The sequence below is a fragment of the Streptomyces sp. R-74717 genome (assembly GCF_047305335.1).
GTDB classification, from domain to species: domain Bacteria; phylum Actinomycetota; class Actinomycetes; order Streptomycetales; family Streptomycetaceae; genus Streptomyces; species Streptomyces atratus.
In genome coordinates this window covers 9,740,664-9,760,933 of sequence record NZ_CP102361.1, presented here as the reverse complement: position 1 = coordinate 9,760,933, position 20,270 = coordinate 9,740,664, and the positions used below count along the sequence as shown (strand labels likewise).

Here is a 20,270-nt window from a genome sequence, read left to right as displayed (position 1 = left end):
CAGACATGAGAACGGGACCTCCGGTAAAGCAGAGAAGCCGTCCAAGGTCTTCCTGCACGAGAGGTCCCGTTGCCCGATCAGTGTGCCACCACCACGCTCACCCATGCCATCACCTGCGCTGCCGGACCCTTCGCACCGGGACACCTCGGCGAGCTGACTCAGCACGTCCCCTTCGAGCTCGCCGACGCCGTATTGGAAGAGACCAGATCAGGGCATCGCCGCCTGCGGCATCTTCCCTCCCGGGTCGGCATCTACTTCCTCCTCGCGCTGGCGCTGTTCCCGTCGCTGGGATACATGCGGGTGTGGGGCAAGCTCACCGCGGGTCTGCACGGACTCACGCTGCACCATCCCTCCGAGAAGGCCCTGCGCGACCTGCGTCGCCGCCTGGGGCCGGCACCGTTGAAGGCGCTGTTCGAAGCGGTGTCCGGGCCGCTCGCCCGCCCTGGGACCCACGGCACGTGCTACCGCTCGTGGCGGACGGTCGCCTTCGACGGATGCAGCTCGCTCAAGGCCCCTGACCAGCCGCGTATCCGGAACCTGTTCGGCAAGTCGAAGCACCGCTGGGGCATCTCGGGCTATCCCGCCCTGCGGCTGACCGCCCTGGTCGAGACGGGGACGCGTGGCCTGCTCGGCGCGGTCTTCGGCCCCACCAGCACCGGGGAGTCGACCCATGCCGCCCGGCTCATGCACCTGCTGACTCCGACGATGCTCCTGTTGGTCGACCGGGGCTTCGACGGCAACAACTTCTATACAGCCGTGGCCAAGACCGGTGCCCAGCTCCTGGCCCGCCTCGGTTCGAACCGCAAGCCCGCTGTGATCGCCGTCCTGCCTGACGGCTCCTACCTCACCCGCCTCGGCGGGCTCCAGCTCCGGGTCATCGAAGCGGACATCACCGTGACCACCCGCGACGGCCAGCGCATCCACGACCGCTACCGCCTGGCCACCACCCTGCTCGACCCCCATAGCGACCCGGCCGCCGCGCTCGTACGGCTCTACCACGAACGCTGGGAGATCGAGTCGGCCTTCTACGCACTTCGGCACACGCTCCTGCGCGGTCGAGTTCTGCGTTCCTGCGACCCCTTCGGCCTCGAACAGGAACTCTGGGCGATCCTGACTGCCTATCAGGCCCTCCGACGGGCGATGACGGAAGCCGTCGAGTCAGTTCCCGGCATCGACCCCGACCGCGCCAGTTTCACCGTCGCCCTCGAAACCGCCCGTGACCAGGTGACATCGACGCGAGGCATCCTGCCGGCCCTTGACCGCATCGACGACCCGGGGCTGATCGGGCACGCCGTGCTCTCTGATCTACTGCCGCCTCGGCGCGCACGCGTCAGCGCCCGCAAGGTGAAGTGCCCCATGACGCGCTACCCCGGCAACTCCGCTGACCCCCGCCCCGCCGTCAGCCAGGACATCGTCTCGCTGGACATCGCGGTCCACCAGGCCGTCCTGCCGCCACCCGAGCCCGACCGGCCTCCCGTTAATCCGGGCCGCAAGACCCTCGTCCTGGATCTCCTGCGGACCGCCCCGGACCGCCCGTGGCGATCCCACGAGATCGCTCAAGCAATCAACTGCCCCAACATCAAAAGCCTATGGACGCAGCTCTCGACGTGGGTGAAGGACGGCATGCTCCGCAGAACCGCCAAGGACACGTACGAACTGGTCTCCGCCTGGGCGACATCGCCTCGACCATCCGGCGAGTCCGCAGGTCAACACCCCTTGCAAGCGCCCGGAACCGCTTAACTACGCGGCATTGCCGACTACCCCGAACGGTTCGACTCCCTCGCACACGCCCGCGAATGGTTTGACGCGTTCACCTCGTACTACAACCACGAGCACAGGCATTCGGGCATCGGACTTCATACGCCGGCCAGCGTCCACTTCGGCACCGCCGAGGAGGTCCGCAATCAAAGAGGCGCCACGCTCGCCGAAGCATACGCCCGACACCCCGAACGCTTCGGCCACCGCCCCAGACCACCCGCGATACCCCAACAGGCGTGGATCAACGACCCGGCCAAGCGCAGAGAACCCACACCACAAACTTCATAGCCCCACGACCGTCTCACTGGACTTGAAATATTCCGGCCATCCCGATCACTGCCTCGCCCGGCGAATCCGCTGGTGAGCCCAGCGTCACCAGGACAACGCCGGTCACGAGGACAGCGATAAAGGCGAGCAGGTCTGGTAGTTGGCGAAGACGGAACACAGTTGGCATGAGGGCCTCCAGAGATTGGCGATTCACCCAAGTCAAACGTTGCTCGTGTAGGCAATCTGACACACCTTTCCGGTGTGCCTTTCTGACACCCTTTCGAGCGAAACTGCGTACTACCCGGTTCGCTCACCGTCCGTGGGCTTGCCCTCTCGGCACAGCGTACGCCGCGCGGTCAGGTCCGATCCAGGTCCCGCTCGGGCGCGAACGGGTCAACAAGGCGGAACTACGGGGCCTTGCTGGTACCGGTTTGAACACACTGGTTCAGCCTGACCCTGCGAAACCGCTGCGCCGCCATACGCCTCACAGGGCGCCCCGCGACACGCCAGACAGGTTCTCCCCCACCTGGCACGGCGGGATCGCGTCCTACCGCACCTGACGGCCCGTCCGGACCCTGAAGACCATGGGGACACCGGAACACCACAGACCGCCACTCAGTGGGCCGAACTTCAGCACGCCATCGACGACGACCAAGGCCGCGACGACGACGCCATCCCCGGCCCCGAACCCGAACCCGCCTGCCCCGACTGCGGACTGGCCGGCGACATCCACCCCACCCACTACCACTGGTGGATCCGCCTCGAACCCGAAGACCCCGAACCCTTCGCCGCACACACCATCCCGCCCCGCCAACGCTGGCACATCGACCCCGGCGGCACCGCCTGGAACTCCCAGGACGACGAACCCCGACCGGGGCAGACCTGCCGCATCAGTCACCATCTCGTCTGCCCCCGCGCCAACCGTCCCGACCTCGCCGTGTGGCTGACCGCCCGGACCGCGGCGAACGAGGAGCGCTCTGCACTACTGCAGTCCCAGCTCCGGGTACAGGGCGACGCCGCATGACAGCCAGCCCCGGTACCGTGTCCCCCGGCCGGGTTCGGTTCACCACCCGGTGATCAGTTCTTCACCCAGGCCCCCTGTACCCCGGATCAGCGCTCTGGCTCGGGCTACAGCCGTGTCCTCACCTGGACCGCCAGGCCAGTCCTGCATCCTGAGCCCATGGCCGACACCTTTGACCACGCACCGCAGCCCGGCCGCCGGCCCCTCACGCTCGCCCCCGCCGTCCTTGCGGACCCCTTGCACTACAGCGACGAACGCGTCCTGCCGCTAGCCACGGCACGCTGGGCTCTTGCCCACCCTGGCGGCACCACCCCGTGGCAGGACATAGAAGAAGTTCGCGACGATCTCTTCATCGACGCGCGCGTTTGGATTCGAGCAGCTGTCGCGGCCGCGATCATCCCGCTCCGGTAGCAGCCAGGCGGCGCAGCCGTGTTCTCCCCCGGCCTGTCAGTCTGGTCCGGCATCCTGTGCGCATGGCCGACACTTTCGATCACGCCCCGCAGGTATGGAACGCCGCACAGCTCCGCGAAGCCATCCAAGACCTGCCCGACGACACACCCATCCACATCGGTGTCGCCGAAGACCCCGGCGACTTCGACGGCTACCGCGAATCCGTCCTCGTTGACGCCCACCGTGTTGAGAACTGGTGGCCGGCCACCTTCGACGCCCCGGAACGCACCGAGATGGAGAAGGCAATCACCTTGTTCGCCGATTGGAAGGCCGACACGTACAACGTGCTCGACTGAACCCGCCGCGTTCTCCCCCGGACTGTCAGTGACCGCTGCAATACGGGGTGCCGGTAAGAACCGTGTCACGAGCCGCAAACGGCGTTGATCTCGGGATGGCTTCACTGGTGTGGGTGAGTTCGAGGCTGTACGGCTGCGGTTGGTGAAGCCTCGCGGGGACGATCGACAACCGTGGCCCGTACCCCGCTAGACCTGGATGAGTTGGTCGAGCACTGGACGCTACTCAAGGGCGAGCAGGAGCTCGTATCCGGCAAGCGCGGCGCGACGCCTCGTAACGCACATACTCACCGGAAAGGACTCACACACATGCAGAAATCTATCCTCATCACCGTCCCTCTTGCCCTCGCCGCGAGCCTCGGCCTCGCACCGGCCGCCAACGCCGCACCTGCCCACACGCCCGCCCGCGCCTGCACGCGGGTCATCGACCTCAGGACACTGCCCGCCGGTACCAACCTCGACCTGGTCAATCAGGCCGCGAGAATCCTCGGCCTGGCCGAGGTTCCCACCGTCCTCGGCGGGGGATGTGACACCCCCATCCGGACCGACGCCTATTCCGGCACGACCGCATACTCCGGACACGGACCCGTCATCCTGCGCGCCGACGAGTACGCCCCGCGTCAGCAGTACTGCACCGACTCTGTCAGCGTGGACGGCACCACCTCTATCCCCGGAACGGATATTCCCCCCATCAGCGGACTGGTCGTATTCGCTTCCGGCTGCACCGACGAACCGAATCCGCTACTCGTCTGATCGGGAAGTTTCTCGGCGTATGCCGCACCACCATCTCCCGTGAACTATGTGCCCGAGCTGAAGGGCGGCAGCCTCGCGCTCGCTCATACGACCAACGTGGCGGAACTGTCCCGGCCCTCAAGGCCGGAGGACTGATCATCGCCGTTCGCGGCTCGTGACACGGTTCTTACCGGTACCCCAATACCGCAGTGCAGGAGTCGAGTACCTGCGTAGATCCGCCCCTGGCCGGAAGGTCGGGGGCGTTGTCACGTCTATCGGGCTGCGGTGGCCCAACGCATCCACGCCATGAGGCCCTGCGTCGCCGCCTGTTGACGGGTCGGCCATTTGTCCCGAGTGCCGGACGGGCCGAGGGCGGCCAGGTACGGGGCCAGCCGGAATGCGGCGGAAACGTGCTGCTGGCCCAAGAGTCAGCACCCAGGAACCAACGAACTCCACCTACCTGCCCCGCCCACCGACGGCGTTCCAGCAATACCTCGACGACCACGAACTGCCCAGGCCCCGCCGGCGGCGCCAAGGGACGTGATCAAGGAGAGTCAAGGTCCCCGGCAGAGTCGCCCAATCAGGGAACACAGCGCGTCGGCGACCGTCACGTGGCCTGCAGTCACCGGGAGCGAGGCATTCGCCGGTCGTACTCGGCCAGCGCCGCCAACCCGACCAGGGTCGGATGGTAGCGATTGGCGAAAGCGCTGCCTGCGTCGTCCGCATGCCGGGGGTGTGGCGGCATACCGTTGCCACGTTCCGCGACGGCGGCTAGGGCTTCCGCTGCGTCATGAACGTAACGGCTTATCGGGGATCCGGTGATGAGCAGGCTCATCACGCACTCCGCCACAAGGTCGAGATCATGTCGGCGGAGGAAGGCGGCCCCGCCCTCTTCCAGAAAGGCACGAGCCCATCCGGCCATGCCAGGACTCCAATGCGCGGCCCGCCGTCCCAGTATGGTCGCGTAGAAGGCGAGATGAGTCAGGTCGTACATGCCCTGCACGGACTCGCCCGGCGGCCCGGCCGCGCCCGACAGTTCGGCCAGCCGCGTACACGTCGCCTCCCTGCAGTCCCGCAGGCCCGCCACGTCACAGGTGAAGGCCACGTCCACCTCCAGATGTCCCGTGCGGCCTACTCCCTCGGAGAGCAGGGCCCTCACCAGCGCGTGGTTGTCGAACCTGCGCCGTGTGATCGTTTCAAGCGCCGGGAACGGCAAAAGCAGAGCACGTGCGTGGGCCGATCGCGTGGCGGCGAGCGAGCGGAGAACGTACTTCTCCTTGCGGTGCAGATCAGCCCAGAGGACGTCGGCGACGCCGTGGGCCCAGCGCGCGTACACGTCGCCTGAAGCTCCCGAGGAAAGAGGGCGGGTCAGACCGAGGAGGACGATCGTGAATTCCGCAACTCTTATGAGCCCGTCGAGCCGGTGCGTGTCGGAACAGAAGTCCGGCACATGCTGTTCCAGCCACTGACAAAGACGACGTGCCGCACGCATGCTGCCATCCATCGCGGCCATCTACCCTCACAAGGCATTCACCGGTACCGCCACAGACGCGGCGTCAGTTCCGGCGTGAGTCGTGCCGGCGTCCTGCGCCGCGCAGCCATCGCGGGAACGGGAACATCTTGTTGAGCAGATCCCTACGGTGGCGACAGCCGCACCCCGGGCCGGGTTCGATTCCCAGCGCCCTTGCGGCCAGGGCGACCACGTCTCCCAGCCCGGTCATCGCGCGTGGTCGTCCTGTGCTCGGTCAGCCCACTTGGTGCAGCGCGACATCGCACGCGCTTGACTTCGGCGGTGCGACATGCAAGTTGTCCTTCGTAATGGTCATCGTCACCGGACCACCGCTGTCCGCGTCGGCGCTGGTGAGGAAGCAGTAGAAGTCGTCCTTGCATGTCCAGTTCTGGCCATCGGCCCGGAAGGCCACGTTCCAGTAATCCTTTCCGGTGCGCAGGAAACCAGTCCAGAAACCGGCCTGCATACCGTTCGCCTCACCGCCGTTCTCCACGGACTCCCAGCTGTGGTTGTCGTAATGGTCGGTGTCGTAACGGTGGTTCGCCGTCAGGCTCGTGATGGTCCCACCCCACTGATTCCGCACAACCACGGGAAGCCAGGAACTCGGATTCGACATGATCACTCCAATCTGTGCTGGGCAGCGATTTTCCTCGGAAGATTCCGATGACATATGCCTACCTTGAAGAAGCCCAAACAACGCGTCATTTCACCTTTTCGGCCTATCTGCCAGGAGGACTCTCCCGTGGTCGCAACGGTGCCATCACGCGATCCCGGCTGGAGCCGGTGAACGAGGGGGTCAGAACTGGAATACGGCCGGAACAGGCAACCGCGGTAAATGCGGGCGGGTGCACCGCCGATGGTGCCGACGGCCGTTGCGGCCTCCGTGTGATGCGTCAGCGCCAGGACGACGAAGCCGATGCCGCGCTCTTCCTTCGTCGGAGGCTCTTCGACCAACCCTGGCTGGGTAGCTATCAGCGAGCCTCGCCGAGGCGACGGGGAGGAGAGGCACGTGGGCTTCAGGAATGTCCCGCTGAAGTGGTCGAGGAAGCACCGCACGCGCCTGGTGAAGGCCGCTGGCGTCGCCGAAGTCGGCCTGCTGTGCACGGCCTTGACATGGCAGCTGCTGCGCACGCAGTCCCACAGTCCGTACAGCATCGTGAAATTCCCGGGGATGGCGAAGGAGGGGAGCGCAGATAAGGACATGTTGCGCGTCCCGCTCACAGGCCCCAGCTGGCGCAGTTCATGGAACAAATCCTCTGGGGCACGTTACCCATGGCCGCAACCACGCCTGGAGAGCGGGCCTTGTATCAGCGGGCATACGACGCGGCAGCCGACGTGATTGATGGCATCGACCTTTCGGCGGCAGGCGGAAAGGCGGTTCCTGACATCGTGATCGATGCGCGGGTTGCCACCGACTGATCGAACCACCTTGGTTGATGGGCAGGCTCGATTGCTACCCGTCAACCGACTGGTTTCCGGAACAGGCCAGGGCCTTCCTCCGCCATCCAGAAACGGCGTTCATCGAGCCCACTCGCTGGCCCGGCGGCCGCTTCCGCGGCGCCGGGGCTCTCCTAACGGGACGGCCGGGATTCGGCTGTGGTCCCGTCGATTGCGCACGGAGCTCCCAAGGAATGAGGAGCTCGCCCTGTGCAGCCAGCCATCGTATTATCGTGGCCACCGGAATGGCTGTCCTGCTGACCACAGGGCGCTGGACAGAAAGGCTGGACGGAAACCTGCCATGACCACCGCACTGATCATCGGCGACATCCAACAGGGCATCACGAACAGCTACCCGTTCGCCAGGCGTGTCGTGCCGCCGCTCACCGAACTGATCCCGCGCGCCCGCGCGGCCGGTGCCCTCGTTGTCTTCGTACACTTCGCCTTCCGGGGCAACGGGGCCGACTTGCCACCCGGCAACGCACTGTTCAGGACATTCTACGAAGCCGGGGACGTCTTCCATGAAGGATCGGCCGGAACCGAGATCGCTCTGCCGGTCACCGACGAGGACGTCGTCGTGGTGAAACGCCGCGCCAGCGCGTTCGCCGGCACAGATCTTGACCTTGTGCTCCGCGCGGGCGGCGTCAGCACTCTCGCGATCGCCGGAGTCGCGACCAGTGCAATGGTGGCAGCAACGTGCTACGACGCAGCAGACCGTGGCTACCATGTGACCGTGCTGCGTGACGGTTGCGCCGACGGCGATGCGGCAATACACGACTTCTTCATGGACGCCGTCTTCCCCAGCCGGGGATTTACGGTCGTGCCCTGCGCCGGCTGGCATGGAGAACGACGCTGACCCATGGCGTGTAGCATAACGGGGACAGCTCCGCGTCCGGAGAGCCGGATGCTCGGAAAACGAGGCCTGGGGCCTGGTGAGATCCAGCCCGGGGTGCTCGCCGATTGTGAACCGGCCTTTTCCTAGGGCCCCGCCACGTCGCGCAGCTCGGCCACGGCCTCGTCGTAGCGGCGCTTGCTGACGGAGCCGACCTTCGCAGCGGTGCCGGCTCGCGCCGCCAGGGGGCACCCTCAACGCCGACCAGTGGCGCCAGGCCGGCTGGATCGGTCCGAGCCCTGGGACGGGTCTGAGTCCCTGGCTTTCCTCACGGGCCCGCCCAGGCAAAGCACCTGGTCACGGGGCCTTGAGCCCTTTCCGGCAGAAAGGGACACATCTTCCCAACGGGTCAGCAGGAGCGGACGCGCCTCGCGAATGGCATCCGATCGGCGGAACGACGCATGGTGGCCGCAGGCTGACGACGGCGCTGGGCGCGGATCGCCTCGATCGGGGACAACGCATCGTCCAGCACCGTCTCCGCATCGGGGAACGCCTTGGCACCGAGCGCGCGCATCGCACGGGTCTGCCACTCAACCGCCTCCGTGATGGCCGGTGCCGACCAACGGCCTCATGCCCTATAGTTGATCTTGGAAGTTCGCTGCAACTCACGGCGACTGACACTGCGTTGGTGGTCCAAGGAAAGACGCCCCGCTTCCTGCGGGGAAATGCAGGTGCAAGGCCTGCCCAGCGCTCACTCACGAAGCCCTTCCCCCACCGGGGAAGGGCTTCGTCATGTTCCCCGCGTGCCCTGGAGAACTTCCGCGCGGCCTTCACCCACGAAGACCCCACAACAGCGACCGCGAGGCGCGCGACGCCGTGATCTACCAGGTCTGGCAGGCCTGGGCCCACCTCGCCCTCGGCGACATCAACGCCGCTCTCGACCTGGGTCACCAGGTCATCGACACGATCGGCGGTGTCGACTCCGCCTGCACCACCAGCGCGCCCCTGCCGTGGCCGACTTCCTCGCCTACGCAGCCTGATCCCACCTGTCCGGTGCGCCGGGCCTGGGCTCGTCCTCGGCGCGGTCGCCCGTGTCGGCGTACACGTGAACGCGCATAGCCGCGTACGGATGAACGTACAGAGTTCTTGATGCGCTGAGAGTCCGCCCCCGGCACTCTGCTGCCTGTTGTCCAAGGTTGCAGAGAGGGGTGGGCCATGGTCTTGGACCCGCAGCGCTGGCTGGAGCTCCGGCGCTTCCGCGGCCTGGTGGAGTCCGGGGCGATGAGCCTGTCGGAGGTCGCCAAGGAAACCGGGCTGAACTGGCGAACGGTCAGCAAGTACCTGTCCGCTGACTCGTCCGCGCCGCCGCGCCGGACGGCGAGTGGTCAGCCGCGCAAGCGGGTGGTCGACGAGGTCGCTCCGCTGATCGACGCGATGCTGCGGGCCGAGATCCTGATGAAGGCCGCGGTGATTCACGAGCGGCTGGACAAGGAGTACGGATTCACCGGGAACTACCAGCGGGTCAAGCTCTACGTGCAGGAGGCCCGCCCGCGGATCGCGGAGGAATTGGGGATCACCCCACGGGAACTGGCGGGGATGCATCGCAGGTTCGAGGTGATCCCGGGTGCTCAGGCTCAGGTGGACTGGGGCGATGAGGGCAAGATCCTCGCTCATCTGGGCATTCCGAAGGTCTACTCCTTCCATATGGTGCTGTCGTACTCGCGTGATCCGTTCTGCTGCTTCACCACCAGCCTTGACCTGCAGACGTTCTTTGACTGCCACCGGCGGGCATTTGCGCACTTCAACGGGGTGCCGATGACGATCGTCTACGACCGGACCAAGACGGTCGTGCGCCGTCACGTCGCCCCGGGTGAGGCGGTTCCGCTGCATCCGGAGGCGGTTGGCTTTGCCGGCCACTACGACTTCGACATCGATGTGCTGGCCGCCTACCGGCCCCAGGGGAAGGGCCGCGTCGAACGCCAAGTGCTGATCGTCCGTGACCACGTTCTCTCCGGCCGGGCCTTCTCCTCCGTCGAGGAGATGGATGCCGCGTTCGCCGGTTGGGTGCCGCAGCGGCGGGCTCAGATCCACAAGACGCACCGCGAGGTGATCGGGCACCGTGCTGCCCGCGACCACGCGGCTCTCAAGCCGCTGCCGCCAACTCCGTTTTTGGTGGCCGAGCGCCATCTGCGGCCGGTCGGTAAGGACTGCCTGGTCGCCTTCGGCGGGAACCTCTACTCGGTCCCGGCCCGCAAGGTCCGCCCCCGTCAGCTGGTGGAGATCAGGGCCACGAAGTCACAGGTCATGCTGCACTCCACTGTTGCCGACTCCAGCGGTGAGACGCTGCTGGCCACGCACCCACGGGCCGTCGGACGCGGGGTCCGTGTCGTTGAGGAACAGCACTGGGACGGCCTGCCCACCGGCAAAGGGCGCCGGACCACCACCAGCGATGTCCCGCCCCGGCCGCGTCACGAACGCCCGCTGGGCGAGGAGACCGGACCGCTGCAAGCCCTCCTCAACCGGGCTGCGGCGACCCGCATCGAGGTCGGCCGCCGACCGTTGTCGGTCTATGACGAGCTGACCGGGACCCGCCCCTTCACCACCAACCGAGCGACGAAGGAATCGTCTTGAGCGAGCTGACCGGCAACCGCATCCGCACCACGGCGACCAAGCTCGGCCTGCCCCACCTGGCGGAAACCATCAACGAGTACACCCGGCGGGCGGACGAGGCCAAGATGGGCTACCTCGACTTCCTCGACCTGGTCCTCTCCGAAGAACTCGCCGTCCGCGACGACCGCCGCTTCCGCCAGGGCCTGCGGCTCTCCCGGCTGCCACACCACAAGACGCTGGATGAGTACGACTTCTCGTTCCAGCCCGAGCTCGACCCGCGCAAGGTCAAAGACCTCGCTACCTTGTCCTTCGTCGAAGCGAAGGCCAATGCTGCCCTGCTGGGGCCGCCCGGCGTCGGCAAGACCCACATCGCGATCGCATTGGCGGTCGCGGCCTGCCGGGCCGGATACTCGATCTACTTCACCAGCCTCGACGACATGGTCCGCAACCTCAAGGCAGCCGAGGCGGCAGGGCGCCTGACCAGCAAACTGGGCTCCTACCTGCGGCCGAGCGTTCTCGTGGTCGATGAAGTCGGCTACCAGCCCCTCGAACGCGCCGAGGCGAACCTGGTCTTCCAGGTCATCTCAAAGCGCTACGAAAAGGGCTCCATCATCCTGACCTCGAACAAGACCTTCAGCGAATGGGGCCAGGTCTTCGGCGACGAAGTCCTCGCCACCGCCATCCTTGATCGGCTCCTGCACCACTGCGAAGTCGTCGCCATCAACGGTCCCAGCTACCGGCTGAAGAACCGCCTCAAAGCGATCGAGCGCGAGACCGACGTGGCCTGACCCGGCTCCAGCCGTTCGGTGCTGGACCGAGTGAGGTCCTGGCCTGCAGGGATACGGTCACGGAAGACTCTCCGCCACTCTCAACTGCAGGCAACCGCCTCTAAAGTGGCGTCAAGAATGCTCACCGAGCGGCCCGGAGATTCCATGCCTGTGCAGATGAAGCTGATCGCGATAAACCTCGACTGCCCCGATCCGTTGGCGCTGGCGTCGTTCTATCAGCAGGCCACTGGCCTCGAATCCCACCCGCAGTCGGACGCCCACTTCGCCGGCCTCAACGGTGACGATGGACTCTTCATCGGCTTCCAACGAGTCGACGACTATCGAGCTCCGAGCTGGCCTGATCAAACCGTTCCTCAGCAACTTCATGTCTGCTTCAAGGTCGAGGACCTAGACGAGGCAGAGGCCCGGCTGCTGGAACTGGGTGCCGACAAACCGCAGCAGCAGCCTAACAAGGACAAGTGGCGGGTCCTCATCGACCCAGCGGGACACCCGTTCTGCCTCGTCACGTCTTGACTGCCTCGGCTCAGACATCACCATCTCGAAGAGTGAGCACGCCCACCATGAGGGATGGATTGCTCTGCACGTTCATTCGTACCTGACTCTGCACATAGGCATGTACTCCGACAGCCCGGACCGTCGGCGTCGATCTCCGTGATCAGCATCGCTCCCGCCTCACGTTCCTCGTCCGTCCAAGCGGTCACGTCCAGGAGCAGCGCGTCTACCGCGTCACCGACGATGCCGTCCGGTGCGGGCACCGGGGCAGGTGAGACCACCCCGGTGCCGCCAGCCCACCTCTGCCGCGGTGGCAGCGCGTCTCAGCGGACCGTCACGTTGAAGACCGGCGAGGCCGTGGTGCCGCTGACGATACGCAGGTCGTTCTTGCCCTTCAGCCCGAGCTTGACGCCGAGCGAGTAGGAGCCGTCCCGCGAGATGCTCGTGGACGCGGGCAGGCTGACCCACTTGCCGTGCTGCTTCTGCTGAAGGGTCACCTTGCTGCCCACCTTGAGACCGGTGGTCTGACCCGTGACCCGAAACAGCTGCCAGGCGCGGACGGAGGACACCGACGGCTTGGCCGTGATGCCGGCCTTGGCGGGCACGGCCTTCTGCGTGACGACGACCGGGGTTGCCGTGTGCGCGGCCGGGCTTGCTGCCATCGCGGTGCCCATAAGGGCGAGGGAGGCCGCGCCGAGGACACCGACGACGGCAATGCGCAGGGAACGCCGCTTTGAGACCATCACAGATCTGCCCCTTTCTATACTGAGAACAGCCTTTCACGCCAAAGGGCACCTACGTGTCGATTGGCGTAGTCACTAGAAACGACGGCACAGCGGAGGCAGACGTTCATCCGGACTCTGTCACTGTCTTGTAACAGCCGAGCGAGGCCGGGGCGATGGCGCCTGGAACAGCTCTCGACAGTGTCGGGTTCACCGAGCGACGTGAACTCCTCACTGCCGTCGGCGTAGCGGATGTCGGCGTTGCCGGTGACGTGGTCCAGGTCGAAGACGCCAGCCGTCAGGCCGTGCCGGACGGAGACCGTGTTGTAGGAGTCGACGGCCGGGTTGATGCGCGGCAGGGAGCCCTTCTTCGTGAGGCGGCGGCCGAGTGCGTCGACGCTGGGGCGGATGCGGCGGGGGTTGGTGCCGAAGGACCGGTAGGCGGTGTGCCAGGCCTCGATGCGGGAGTCGGTCTCGATGGTTATCTAGACTTGTCAAGCTGAAGTTGCTGGTCAGCGCCAGATTGATGCTCCAGGCAAATGAAGCACGTAGTTCGGCGGAAAACGCTTCAATCCCGTGACGAGGCCGCCCCCGGTGAGCCAGACCGAGGCATTCAAGACCGTCGACTAATAAAGCCGTTGTCGCCGAGATTGATCGGAATCGGCTGGCGCGGTGATCGGCTGCCGCGTGGGGGTTGTCCACGCTCAAGCACAGGAACTTCAACGTACTGAGGACGCTAGAGCTTCATCGGCATCCGCACCGGACGTTGCTGCCACTTTCCCGACCCAGACCATCGTCGAACTGCTCGCCTCCGGCCGCAACACCGGGGACGTGCAACTCTCCGGACTGATCACCGGCATCCAGCTCAAGATGACCAAACAGGGCAACGCCTGGGCCATCGTGAACCTCGCGGACCTCGATGCCGGCATCGAGGTCCTCTTCTTCCCCGCCGCCTACCAGTTCGTGCAGCACGCACTGGCCGAAGACAACGTCATCTCCGTCAAGGGCAAGATCGAAGACCGGGACGGAACCGTGAGCGTCTTCGGCAGAGAACTCGCGGTACTGGACGTGTCCTCAGCCGAGCACGGCGGGAGTCCCCCGTGTGGCTTGCCCTCCCCGCCTACCGGATCACCGAACAGTCCGTCAGAGAACTGAAGTGCATCCTTGCGGACGACTGGACGGGCCGAACGGTCGAGTACCACCGCGTGCAGATCCGGGCACACCTCGGCTTCCGCGAGTGCAGCGTCGCGGACGCGGAGAAGCTGACGGCGTATCTGGCCGAGCACGTCGCGCACAAGGAACGCAGGCCCGAGCAGGTCCGGGTGGAACTGCTAGGAGCATGGGTCAGTAACGGGCAGCTGGCCGGGCGGCCGTGAGCGGTGGGATCAGTCGTGGTCGTCCGATCGGCGTCTGTGAGGCCGGGATGAGGTTCTGCCCGTCGGGTGTGCGGCCTGGTGGGCCGTGACGGGGCCGTGCCCGGCTGATCAGCCGGGCACGGTGGCGAGTCCGGCGGTTCCGGCGTGTCGGAAGATCTTGCGGAGGTTGTGGCAGGCGGCCAGCAGGCGCCACTCGCCGCGGGCGCCGTCTTCGCCGCGTAGGAGGAGCTGGCGGCCGTTCTGGCAGGTCGTGATCTGGCCGAAGACGGGTTCGACGATGGCTTTGCGGCGACTGTAGGCGGTTGCCGGGCTTGGTCCGCAGCTTGCGGGCCATCCGCTCCTTCAGCGTGGCGTTCGCTGGTATCCGTCCGCGTGGTGCGGGCGGGACCTGCTCGTCGTGTGCCAGGCGTCCGGTGGCCATGAACGTGTCAGTGCCGCAGTCCAGTTGACGGTGCCTCGCGGCGCTGAGATTGGCCTCGGAGCAGTAGCCGGCGTCGACCAGCGCCTGCTTGGGGTGGCGGCCGGTGTTCCGGGCCGACTGGTCGAGCATGGTGGTGTAGTTCAGCACATCCGAGGGGTTGTCGTCACATCGGCGGCGGTGATGACCTGGTGCTTCTCGTCCACGACGGCCTGGGCGTTGTATGCCTGCATGTAGGCGCCGTCGCTGTTCTTCGTGATCCGTGAGTCGGGGTCGGTGAAGTTGGCCTGCGTCTTGGGCTTGGGACGCGCCTTCGCGGCGGCCTTGTCCCCGGCGTCGGTGACGGCTTGCTCGTCGCTGATGCCGCCACGTTCCTGACGGCGGCGTTCCTTGTCCTGGGCGTGGCGGCGTGCCTTGGCGGCGGCCTCGGCCTCGATCTGCGCGCGAGCGGCCTGCAGTTTGGCCAGGCGCTTCTCCCGGCGGTCCAGCTCGGCGGGCAGGTCGGTGTCCTTGCCGTCGGTGCCGAACATCTGGTCCTCGGCTTCGTCGGTGGCCTGCGCGTCGACCAGCAGCGCCTGGGCCTGGGCCTCCAGGGCTGCTATCTCGGCCTCGATCCGCTCCTCCTTGTCGACCAGGCGGCCATAGCTCATCGCCTTGTGCTTGGAGGCGTTTGCCTCCAATTTCGTGCCGTCCAGGGCGATGCGGCCCATCTTGACCACGCCGAGTTTCTGCGCGAGGTGCAGCGACTGGGTGAACAGGTCGGCGAACGCGTCCAGGTGGCGGCGGCGGAACCGTGAGATCGAGCGGAAGTCGGGGGCCTGGTCGGCGGCCAGGAACCGGAATGCGACGTCGTCGGTGCACTCGCGCTCGATCGCCCGCGAGGAGCGGACGCCGGTGGTGTAGCCGTAGATCAGCAGCCGCAGCATCAGCCGGGGATCGTAGGGCGGGTAGCCACGCTTCTCGGTGTAGTCCGCCAGCACCGGAGAGAGGTCAAGCACCTCGTCGACCAGGTCGGCGACGAACCGGGCGAGGTGGTCCTCGGGTAGCCAGTCGTCCAGTGACGGAGGCAGCAGCAGGACCTGGTGCGGGTTGAAGGCCCGAAACGCCTTGTCCACCGCCGCCGGGCGGCCCCGAGACCTCCTCTTCTCGACCGGCCCGACCTCGAACAGTCCATCCCCACCACGCATATCATGATCATCTCGTATGAAAGATCGCGAAGCGCCAGCGGGTCGCCGCCGGACCTTCGTGCGTGGCAGTGGTCAGCCTTGTTCGCGGAAGTCCAGCATGTAGAAGACCTTGTCGTAGCGGCGTTCGCGGACGGCGACGAAGCCGGGCAGACGGCCGTATTCGGTGAAGCCCAGCGATCGGTAGAGGTGCAGGGCATTGGTGTTGTCGCCACGGGCGTCCAGGGTGAGGACCTCGATACCCGCCTCCCGGGCGTCAGCGATCAAGGCAGCGGTCAGCGCCCGACCGACACCACGACCATGGGCAGCAGCAGCTACCGCGATCTTCTCCAGATCGGCGTGTGGCCGATGGGTCGGTCGGCCGTAGCGGAGCCAGTACCCCAACCCGACAAGCCGACGATCGAGGTAAGCGACACGCAAAGCCGCATCCCCGGCCTGCACCGCAGAGACGACGTGGCCAAGAAGTTCCGCCACCTCATCCCGCGAGGGCGGCTCGACCCAGCCCAGCGCGGCACCTCCACTGACCAGGTCCGCCAGGATCTGGTGGGCCGACTCCGCAAACCGGACCTCCAGCTCCGGATCGGAAGTCAGCTCCATGGCGTCAAGGATGGCGGGCTCAGTGGTCACACCGCTGGTCATGGCCGGATTCATGACCAGCAGCCTAGCCAGCCCAAGGCCCAGCTGAGACCCCGCACTCCAGCCTCGGCTACAGCCAAGCCGTTACTGACCCACGCTCCTAGGGGCGGCCATCAGTTGCGCATCGTCCTGACTGACGGGCCGTCCACGAGACGGACGCTGAGGTGGCCCAACGTCGCCGCACGCAGGGGTGCATGGCGATAGGACGTCCGCAGGCTGCGCGTCAGTTGCAATCGACGCTTTGCAGTCCGTCCATGACCGGATTGAACCGCCCAGGGTTCGGTAGAGATCTCAGATTGTGGTTGTGACCTGGGGTTTCGTGAGTTCCGTGTAGTAGTTGGTTTCGTACTCGACGGGTGGGATGTGCCCTATCTCTCCGTGGAGCCGGCGATGGTTGTACCAGTCGGCCCACTCGGCGGTGGCGAGCTCGACCTGGGAGAGTGTCTTCCAGGGCCGCTGGGGTTTGATCAACTCGGTTTTGTACAGGCCGATCGCGCTCTCCATCAGGGCATTGTCGTAGGCATCGCCGACCGAGCCGATGGAGGCGGCAATGTCGGCGGCGTCCAGATGCTCGGCGAGCCTGAAACTCGTGTACTGCGACCCGGCGTCCGAGTGATGGATCAACTCACCTGGCTGTATGGGGTGTTGGTCGCGGTCACGTTGCCAGATGGCCATCTCCAGGGCGTCCAGGACGAAGACGGTCTCCTTCACGGTGGCGGCCGACCAGCCGACGATCCGGCGGGAGAAGGTATCCAAGACGAACGCGACATAGACGACGCCGGACCAGGTCTTGATGTGGGTGAAGTCCGCCACCCAGCACCGGTTCGGGGCCTGGGCGACGAAGTCACGGTCGAGGCGGTCCGGGGCCCGGTCGACCTGCCCGCCGGGGAGCGTGGTGATCACGCGTTTGCCGCGGATCGCGCCCTGGATGCCGAGTTCGCGCATGAGACGCTCGACGGTGCAACGGGCTGCGGTATGCCCCTGCCGGTTCAGCTCGCGCCAGATCTTCCGGGCCCCGTAGACACGGTAGTTGGCGGTGTGGACCTGGCTGATCAGCTCCTTGAGCTCCGCGTCCCGCACTGAACGTGTTGACGGAGCGGCCTGTCGTTTCTTGTTGGCGTAGTCGGTTGAAGGGGCGATCTTGCAGTCGTGCTCGGTGAGCGTCCTGCAGATCGGCTCGACGCCGCCGAAGCGGTCCCGGTGCTCGTCGATGAACGCTACGAGCGTGTGTGTGGCCGGTCGAGCTCGGCCGCAAAGAAACTCGCCGCGGCCTTCAGGATCTCATTCGCCCGCTCGAGTTCGGCATTCTCCTTCTTCAACGCCTTGAGCTGAGCGGACTCCTCCGTCGTCGTCCCCGGCCGCGTGCCTGCGTCGATCTCGTGCTGCTTCAGCCAGTTCCGCAGTGTTTCGCGGGACCCGATACCGAGCTTCTCGGTCACCGCCTGCAGAGCGGCCGTCTCGTTCGGGTAGTCGTCGCGCACCTCGGCGACCATGCGCACCGCGCGGCGGCGGAGCTCAAGCGGGTAACGGGAAGGTCGTGCCATGACTCGATCCTTTCATGAAATCGAGTCTCCATTCGAGCCGGGGCGGTTCAGATTGACCTCAGAGGTCATTCTGAGCCGGTATGACGGTCTTGTGGTCGCCTGATCGTGTGGGTTTGGGCGGTTCGGGCCGGTCGGGCTGCTTGGTCCTGTTGGGCTGTCTGGGTGAGTGACCGCAAGCCTTACAAGAGCGACCTGTCCGATGAGCGGTGGGCGCTGATCGAGCCGGTGATCTCGGCGTGGAAGGCCGACCACCCGTCCCCGACGGGGCATCAGGGTCGGTATGAGATGCGGGAGATCGTCAACGCGATCCTGTACCAGGGCAGGACCGGCTGCCAGTGGGACTACCTCCCGCACGACCTGCCGCCGAAGTCGGCCGTCTACTACTACTTCGCGGCCTGGCGCGACGACGGCACGGACGTGAAGATCAACGACCTGCTGCGCTGGCAGGTCCGCGAGAAGGCCGGGCGGTCGGAGGACCCGAGCCTGGTCGTGATCGACACGCAGAGCGTCCACGCGGCGGTGAACGTGCCCACCACCACGACCGGGAAGGACGCGGCCAAGAAGGTGCCGGGCCGCAAGCGCGGGCTGGCGGTGGACGTCCTCGGCCTGGTCATCGCCGTGACCGTGCTGGCCGCCAGCGCCCACGACAACGCGTTCGGCATCGCGCTCCTCGGCCAGGTCCCCCCCATCGGCACTATCAAGAAAGCGCTGGTGGACCAGGGCTTCAAGAAGACCGTCGTCGAGCACGGCACCACGGTTGGCATTGACGTCGAGATCGTCGAACGCAACCCAACCGACAGGGGCGTCGGCTTCGTCCCGCAGGCCAAGAGGTGGATCGTGGAGCAGACGCTCGGCATCCTCATGCTGTTTCGGCGGCTCGTGCGGGACTACGAGAGCAGGCCGAAGTCCTCGGAGTCCAGGGTGCGCTGGGCAATGATCGACGTGATAGCGCGCCGCCTCACTGGCCAGACCACGCCCACCTGGCGCGGGTGACCGCATGGATGACCAGGTCACGCCGCTTCTGGAGCGGATCGACGCACGCGAACGCGAGCTCGTCGGCGATGCAGCGCAGATCCGTGCGCAGATGGACGAGCTCACCGCGCGCCTGCGTGAACTCGACGAGGAGATCGAGAGCCTGGCGGTGACCCGTAAGACGCTCCTCGCCCTCCCGCCGGCGACCCCGGAGCCAACCGAGGAGCCGCCTGTCCTGCCGGCCCACCCGGCCTACCAGCAGATCCTCGACGTCTTCGCCGACGCTGCTGGACCGATGCGTGCCCGCGACCTGTGCCAGGCCCTGGACCTCCCGCTCAAGCCGAAGAACATCGAGAGTACCCGGCACAAGCTCAAGCGCCTGGTCAGCCTGGGCGTCCTCGCCGAGACCGAACCGGGCCTGTTCTTCCAGCGCCGCCCGTAGCAGCCCTCCGTTCCAGGTCACCCGTCCGTCACGGCTGCCGCACTCGCCATCCGGCTCACGACGCTAGTGACCCGTCATGCGGAGCCACTGCATCGTTGTGACGAGCTCTTCGCCGAAGTCCTCGCAGAGCGCGAGCAACTCGCGACCCGTGGACGATTCGAGCAGCCCTGCGGAATCGGGGAGAACCCCGAGAGCACCATGGCAGGCGGTCTCGAGGGCGATGTGGCGCGACGCGAAATACCCCTCACTCGCCCGGTCCGTCAGGTCGGCGAGGTACTGGCGGTGGGCTTCCTCCGCCGGGTGAGAGTAGAAGGAGCCCTCGACGAGACCGTCGAGGTAGTTCGCCAGGCCGGCCGAGGCTTCGACCACTCGCTCGACTTCGTCCACGCCAGGCTTGTCCAGCAGTTCGCCGAAGGTCAGCAGGTTGCTGATGGTCTCCAACTGGAAGAGCTGGACCGTGTCCGGGTCGACTTCAGACGTGAAGAGCGGGGCCGTGCACAGCTCGGCGATTGCTCGCCGGTATGCGCGCTCCGACTGTTCACCAGGGGGTGATGCTGCCAGTCGGAACAGCGACTCCAGCACGGACTGGTCGACGCCCCACTCTGCATCCAATTCGAACGCGAGTATCGGCGCGCGCCACCGCCACAGGGCCAGGACGGCCGCCTGACGCTGGTGAACGGGCTTCAGGTCCGCCAATCGCTCGATCCGTACCACGTTCTTGAGTCAGCCCTTCTGATCTACCGTCCCCGCCCGCCCCCTTTACCTCGGGACACTGTAGAAGCCGCC

The 20,270-nt window shown here is 66.3% G+C and carries 21 protein-coding genes and 3 pseudogenes; 15 read left to right on the top strand and 9 right to left on the bottom strand.

The genetic code is table 11. From position 1 onward, the window contains the following. Positions 1–69 precede the first annotated feature (69 nt). The 6 genes and pseudogenes from NRF20_RS44450 to NRF20_RS44425 form a co-directional block, all read left to right on the top strand. Positions 70–1,729, top strand: a pseudogene (locus tag NRF20_RS44450) (IS4 family transposase); the annotation flags it as partial. A 20-nt stretch (positions 1,730–1,749) separates the two neighbouring features. Next, the gene (locus NRF20_RS44445) at positions 1,750–2,046 is read left to right on the top strand and encodes an integrase core domain-containing protein (RefSeq protein ID WP_398635192.1); all 297 of its coding nucleotides are present in this window, start codon (positions 1,750–1,752) and stop codon (positions 2,044–2,046) included. A 505-nt stretch (positions 2,047–2,551) separates the two neighbouring features. Next, the gene (locus tag NRF20_RS44440; protein ID WP_413754693.1) at positions 2,552–3,049 is read left to right on the top strand and encodes a DUF6083 domain-containing protein; all 498 of its coding nucleotides are present in this window, start codon (positions 2,552–2,554) and stop codon (positions 3,047–3,049) included. 156 nt (positions 3,050–3,205) lie between these two features. Beyond that, positions 3,206–3,457: a hypothetical protein gene (locus NRF20_RS44435; RefSeq protein WP_398635185.1), complete on the top strand. Its 252-nt coding sequence runs from the start codon at positions 3,206–3,208 to the stop codon at positions 3,455–3,457. Positions 3,458–3,519: 62 nt separating this feature from the next. Further along, positions 3,520–3,792, top strand: a complete 273-nt coding sequence (locus NRF20_RS44430) for a DUF6225 family protein (RefSeq protein ID WP_398635186.1) — start codon at positions 3,520–3,522, stop codon at positions 3,790–3,792. Positions 3,793–4,098: 306 nt separating this feature from the next. Beyond that, positions 4,099–4,542: a hypothetical protein gene (locus NRF20_RS44425; protein ID WP_398635187.1), complete on the top strand. Its 444-nt coding sequence runs from the start codon at positions 4,099–4,101 to the stop codon at positions 4,540–4,542. A gap of 601 nt (positions 4,543–5,143) precedes the next feature. On the opposite strand, the gene NRF20_RS44420 is transcribed toward NRF20_RS44425, so the two are convergent. Together NRF20_RS44420 and NRF20_RS44415 are read right to left on the bottom strand one after the other, a co-directional pair. Continuing rightward, positions 5,144–6,013, bottom strand: a complete 870-nt coding sequence (locus NRF20_RS44420) for a DUF6895 family protein (RefSeq protein ID WP_413754390.1) — start codon at positions 6,011–6,013, stop codon at positions 5,144–5,146. A 253-nt stretch (positions 6,014–6,266) separates the two neighbouring features. Next, a complete protein-coding gene (locus tag NRF20_RS44415) occupies positions 6,267–6,647 on the bottom strand; it encodes a hypothetical protein (RefSeq protein WP_266354722.1) in 381 nt (126 codons plus the stop codon). Between the two features lie 626 nt (positions 6,648–7,273). Here NRF20_RS44415 and NRF20_RS44410 point away from each other — a divergent pair. Beyond that, entirely contained in the window at positions 7,274–7,450 is a 177-nt protein-coding gene (locus tag NRF20_RS44410) for a hypothetical protein (protein WP_398635189.1), read from the top strand. Between the two features lie 319 nt (positions 7,451–7,769). Then, entirely contained in the window at positions 7,770–8,324 is a 555-nt protein-coding gene (locus tag NRF20_RS44405) for a cysteine hydrolase family protein (RefSeq protein ID WP_398635190.1), read from the top strand. A 385-nt stretch (positions 8,325–8,709) separates the two neighbouring features. Here NRF20_RS44405 and NRF20_RS44400 read toward each other — a convergent pair whose 3' ends face one another. Further along, a complete protein-coding gene (locus tag NRF20_RS44400) occupies positions 8,710–8,874 on the bottom strand; it encodes a hypothetical protein (RefSeq protein ID WP_398635191.1) in 165 nt (54 codons plus the stop codon). Between the two features lie 641 nt (positions 8,875–9,515). On the opposite strand from NRF20_RS44400, the gene istA reads away from it, so the two are divergent. From istA to NRF20_RS44385, 3 genes are all read left to right on the top strand, one after another. Then, positions 9,516–10,931, top strand: coding sequence for an IS21 family transposase (gene istA, locus NRF20_RS44395; RefSeq protein ID WP_398635362.1), 1,416 nt, complete (start codon positions 9,516–9,518; stop codon positions 10,929–10,931). Continuing rightward, a complete protein-coding gene (gene istB, locus NRF20_RS44390) occupies positions 10,928–11,698 on the top strand; it encodes an IS21-like element helper ATPase IstB (RefSeq protein ID WP_413752590.1) in 771 nt (256 codons plus the stop codon). Before istA ends, istB begins: the two co-directional genes overlap by 4 nt. A 144-nt stretch (positions 11,699–11,842) precedes the next feature. Further along, a complete protein-coding gene (locus NRF20_RS44385; RefSeq protein ID WP_413752589.1) occupies positions 11,843–12,211 on the top strand; it encodes a VOC family protein in 369 nt (122 codons plus the stop codon). A 302-nt stretch (positions 12,212–12,513) separates the two neighbouring features. Here NRF20_RS44385 and NRF20_RS44380 read toward each other — a convergent pair whose 3' ends face one another. Both NRF20_RS44380 and NRF20_RS44375 read right to left on the bottom strand, forming a co-directional pair. Then, complete coding sequence (locus tag NRF20_RS44380; RefSeq protein WP_398635282.1) at positions 12,514–12,933, bottom strand: hypothetical protein; 420 nt, start codon at positions 12,931–12,933, stop codon at positions 12,514–12,516. 170 nt (positions 12,934–13,103) lie between these two features. Next, positions 13,104–13,388: pseudogene (locus NRF20_RS44375) on the bottom strand (phenylalanine--tRNA ligase beta subunit-related protein); the annotation flags it as partial. Between the two features lie 196 nt (positions 13,389–13,584). Between NRF20_RS44375 and NRF20_RS44370 the strand changes: the two are divergent. Beyond that, positions 13,585–14,067, top strand: a complete 483-nt coding sequence (locus NRF20_RS44370) for an OB-fold nucleic acid binding domain-containing protein (RefSeq protein WP_398635283.1) — start codon at positions 13,585–13,587, stop codon at positions 14,065–14,067. Continuing rightward, complete coding sequence (locus tag NRF20_RS44365) at positions 14,013–14,288, top strand: hypothetical protein (RefSeq protein WP_398635284.1); 276 nt, start codon at positions 14,013–14,015, stop codon at positions 14,286–14,288. The genes NRF20_RS44370 and NRF20_RS44365 overlap by 55 nt, the downstream gene beginning before the upstream one ends. Before the next feature lie 108 nt (positions 14,289–14,396). Here NRF20_RS44365 and NRF20_RS44360 read toward each other — a convergent pair. From NRF20_RS44360 to NRF20_RS44350, 3 genes and pseudogenes are all read right to left on the bottom strand, one after another. Beyond that, a pseudogene (locus NRF20_RS44360) lies at positions 14,397–15,875 on the bottom strand (IS1182 family transposase). 90 nt (positions 15,876–15,965) lie between these two features. Further along, positions 15,966–16,529 (bottom strand): GNAT family N-acetyltransferase, encoded by a 564-nt coding sequence (locus NRF20_RS44355; protein WP_398635285.1) that lies wholly within the window; start codon positions 16,527–16,529, stop codon positions 15,966–15,968. Between the two features lie 288 nt (positions 16,530–16,817). Continuing rightward, a protein-coding gene (locus NRF20_RS44350; RefSeq protein WP_413754389.1) for an IS3 family transposase occupies positions 16,818–18,070 on the bottom strand; the annotation gives its coding sequence in 2 pieces (ribosomal slippage) (positions 16,818–17,788 and positions 17,788–18,070; 1,254 coding nt in all). A 162-nt stretch (positions 18,071–18,232) separates the two neighbouring features. Here NRF20_RS44350 and NRF20_RS44345 point away from each other — a divergent pair. Continuing rightward, positions 18,233–19,063: an IS5 family transposase gene (locus tag NRF20_RS44345; protein ID WP_398635319.1), complete on the top strand. Its 831-nt coding sequence runs from the start codon at positions 18,233–18,235 to the stop codon at positions 19,061–19,063. A 4-nt stretch (positions 19,064–19,067) separates the two neighbouring features. After that, the gene (locus NRF20_RS44340; RefSeq protein ID WP_398635318.1) at positions 19,068–19,484 is read left to right on the top strand and encodes a hypothetical protein; all 417 of its coding nucleotides are present in this window, start codon (positions 19,068–19,070) and stop codon (positions 19,482–19,484) included. Positions 19,485–19,547: 63 nt separating this feature from the next. Here the strand turns inward: NRF20_RS44340 and NRF20_RS44335 are convergent, their stop codons facing one another. After that, the gene (locus NRF20_RS44335; RefSeq protein WP_398635317.1) at positions 19,548–20,180 is read right to left on the bottom strand and encodes a hypothetical protein; all 633 of its coding nucleotides are present in this window, start codon (positions 20,178–20,180) and stop codon (positions 19,548–19,550) included. Positions 20,181–20,270: the final 90 nt, after the last annotated feature.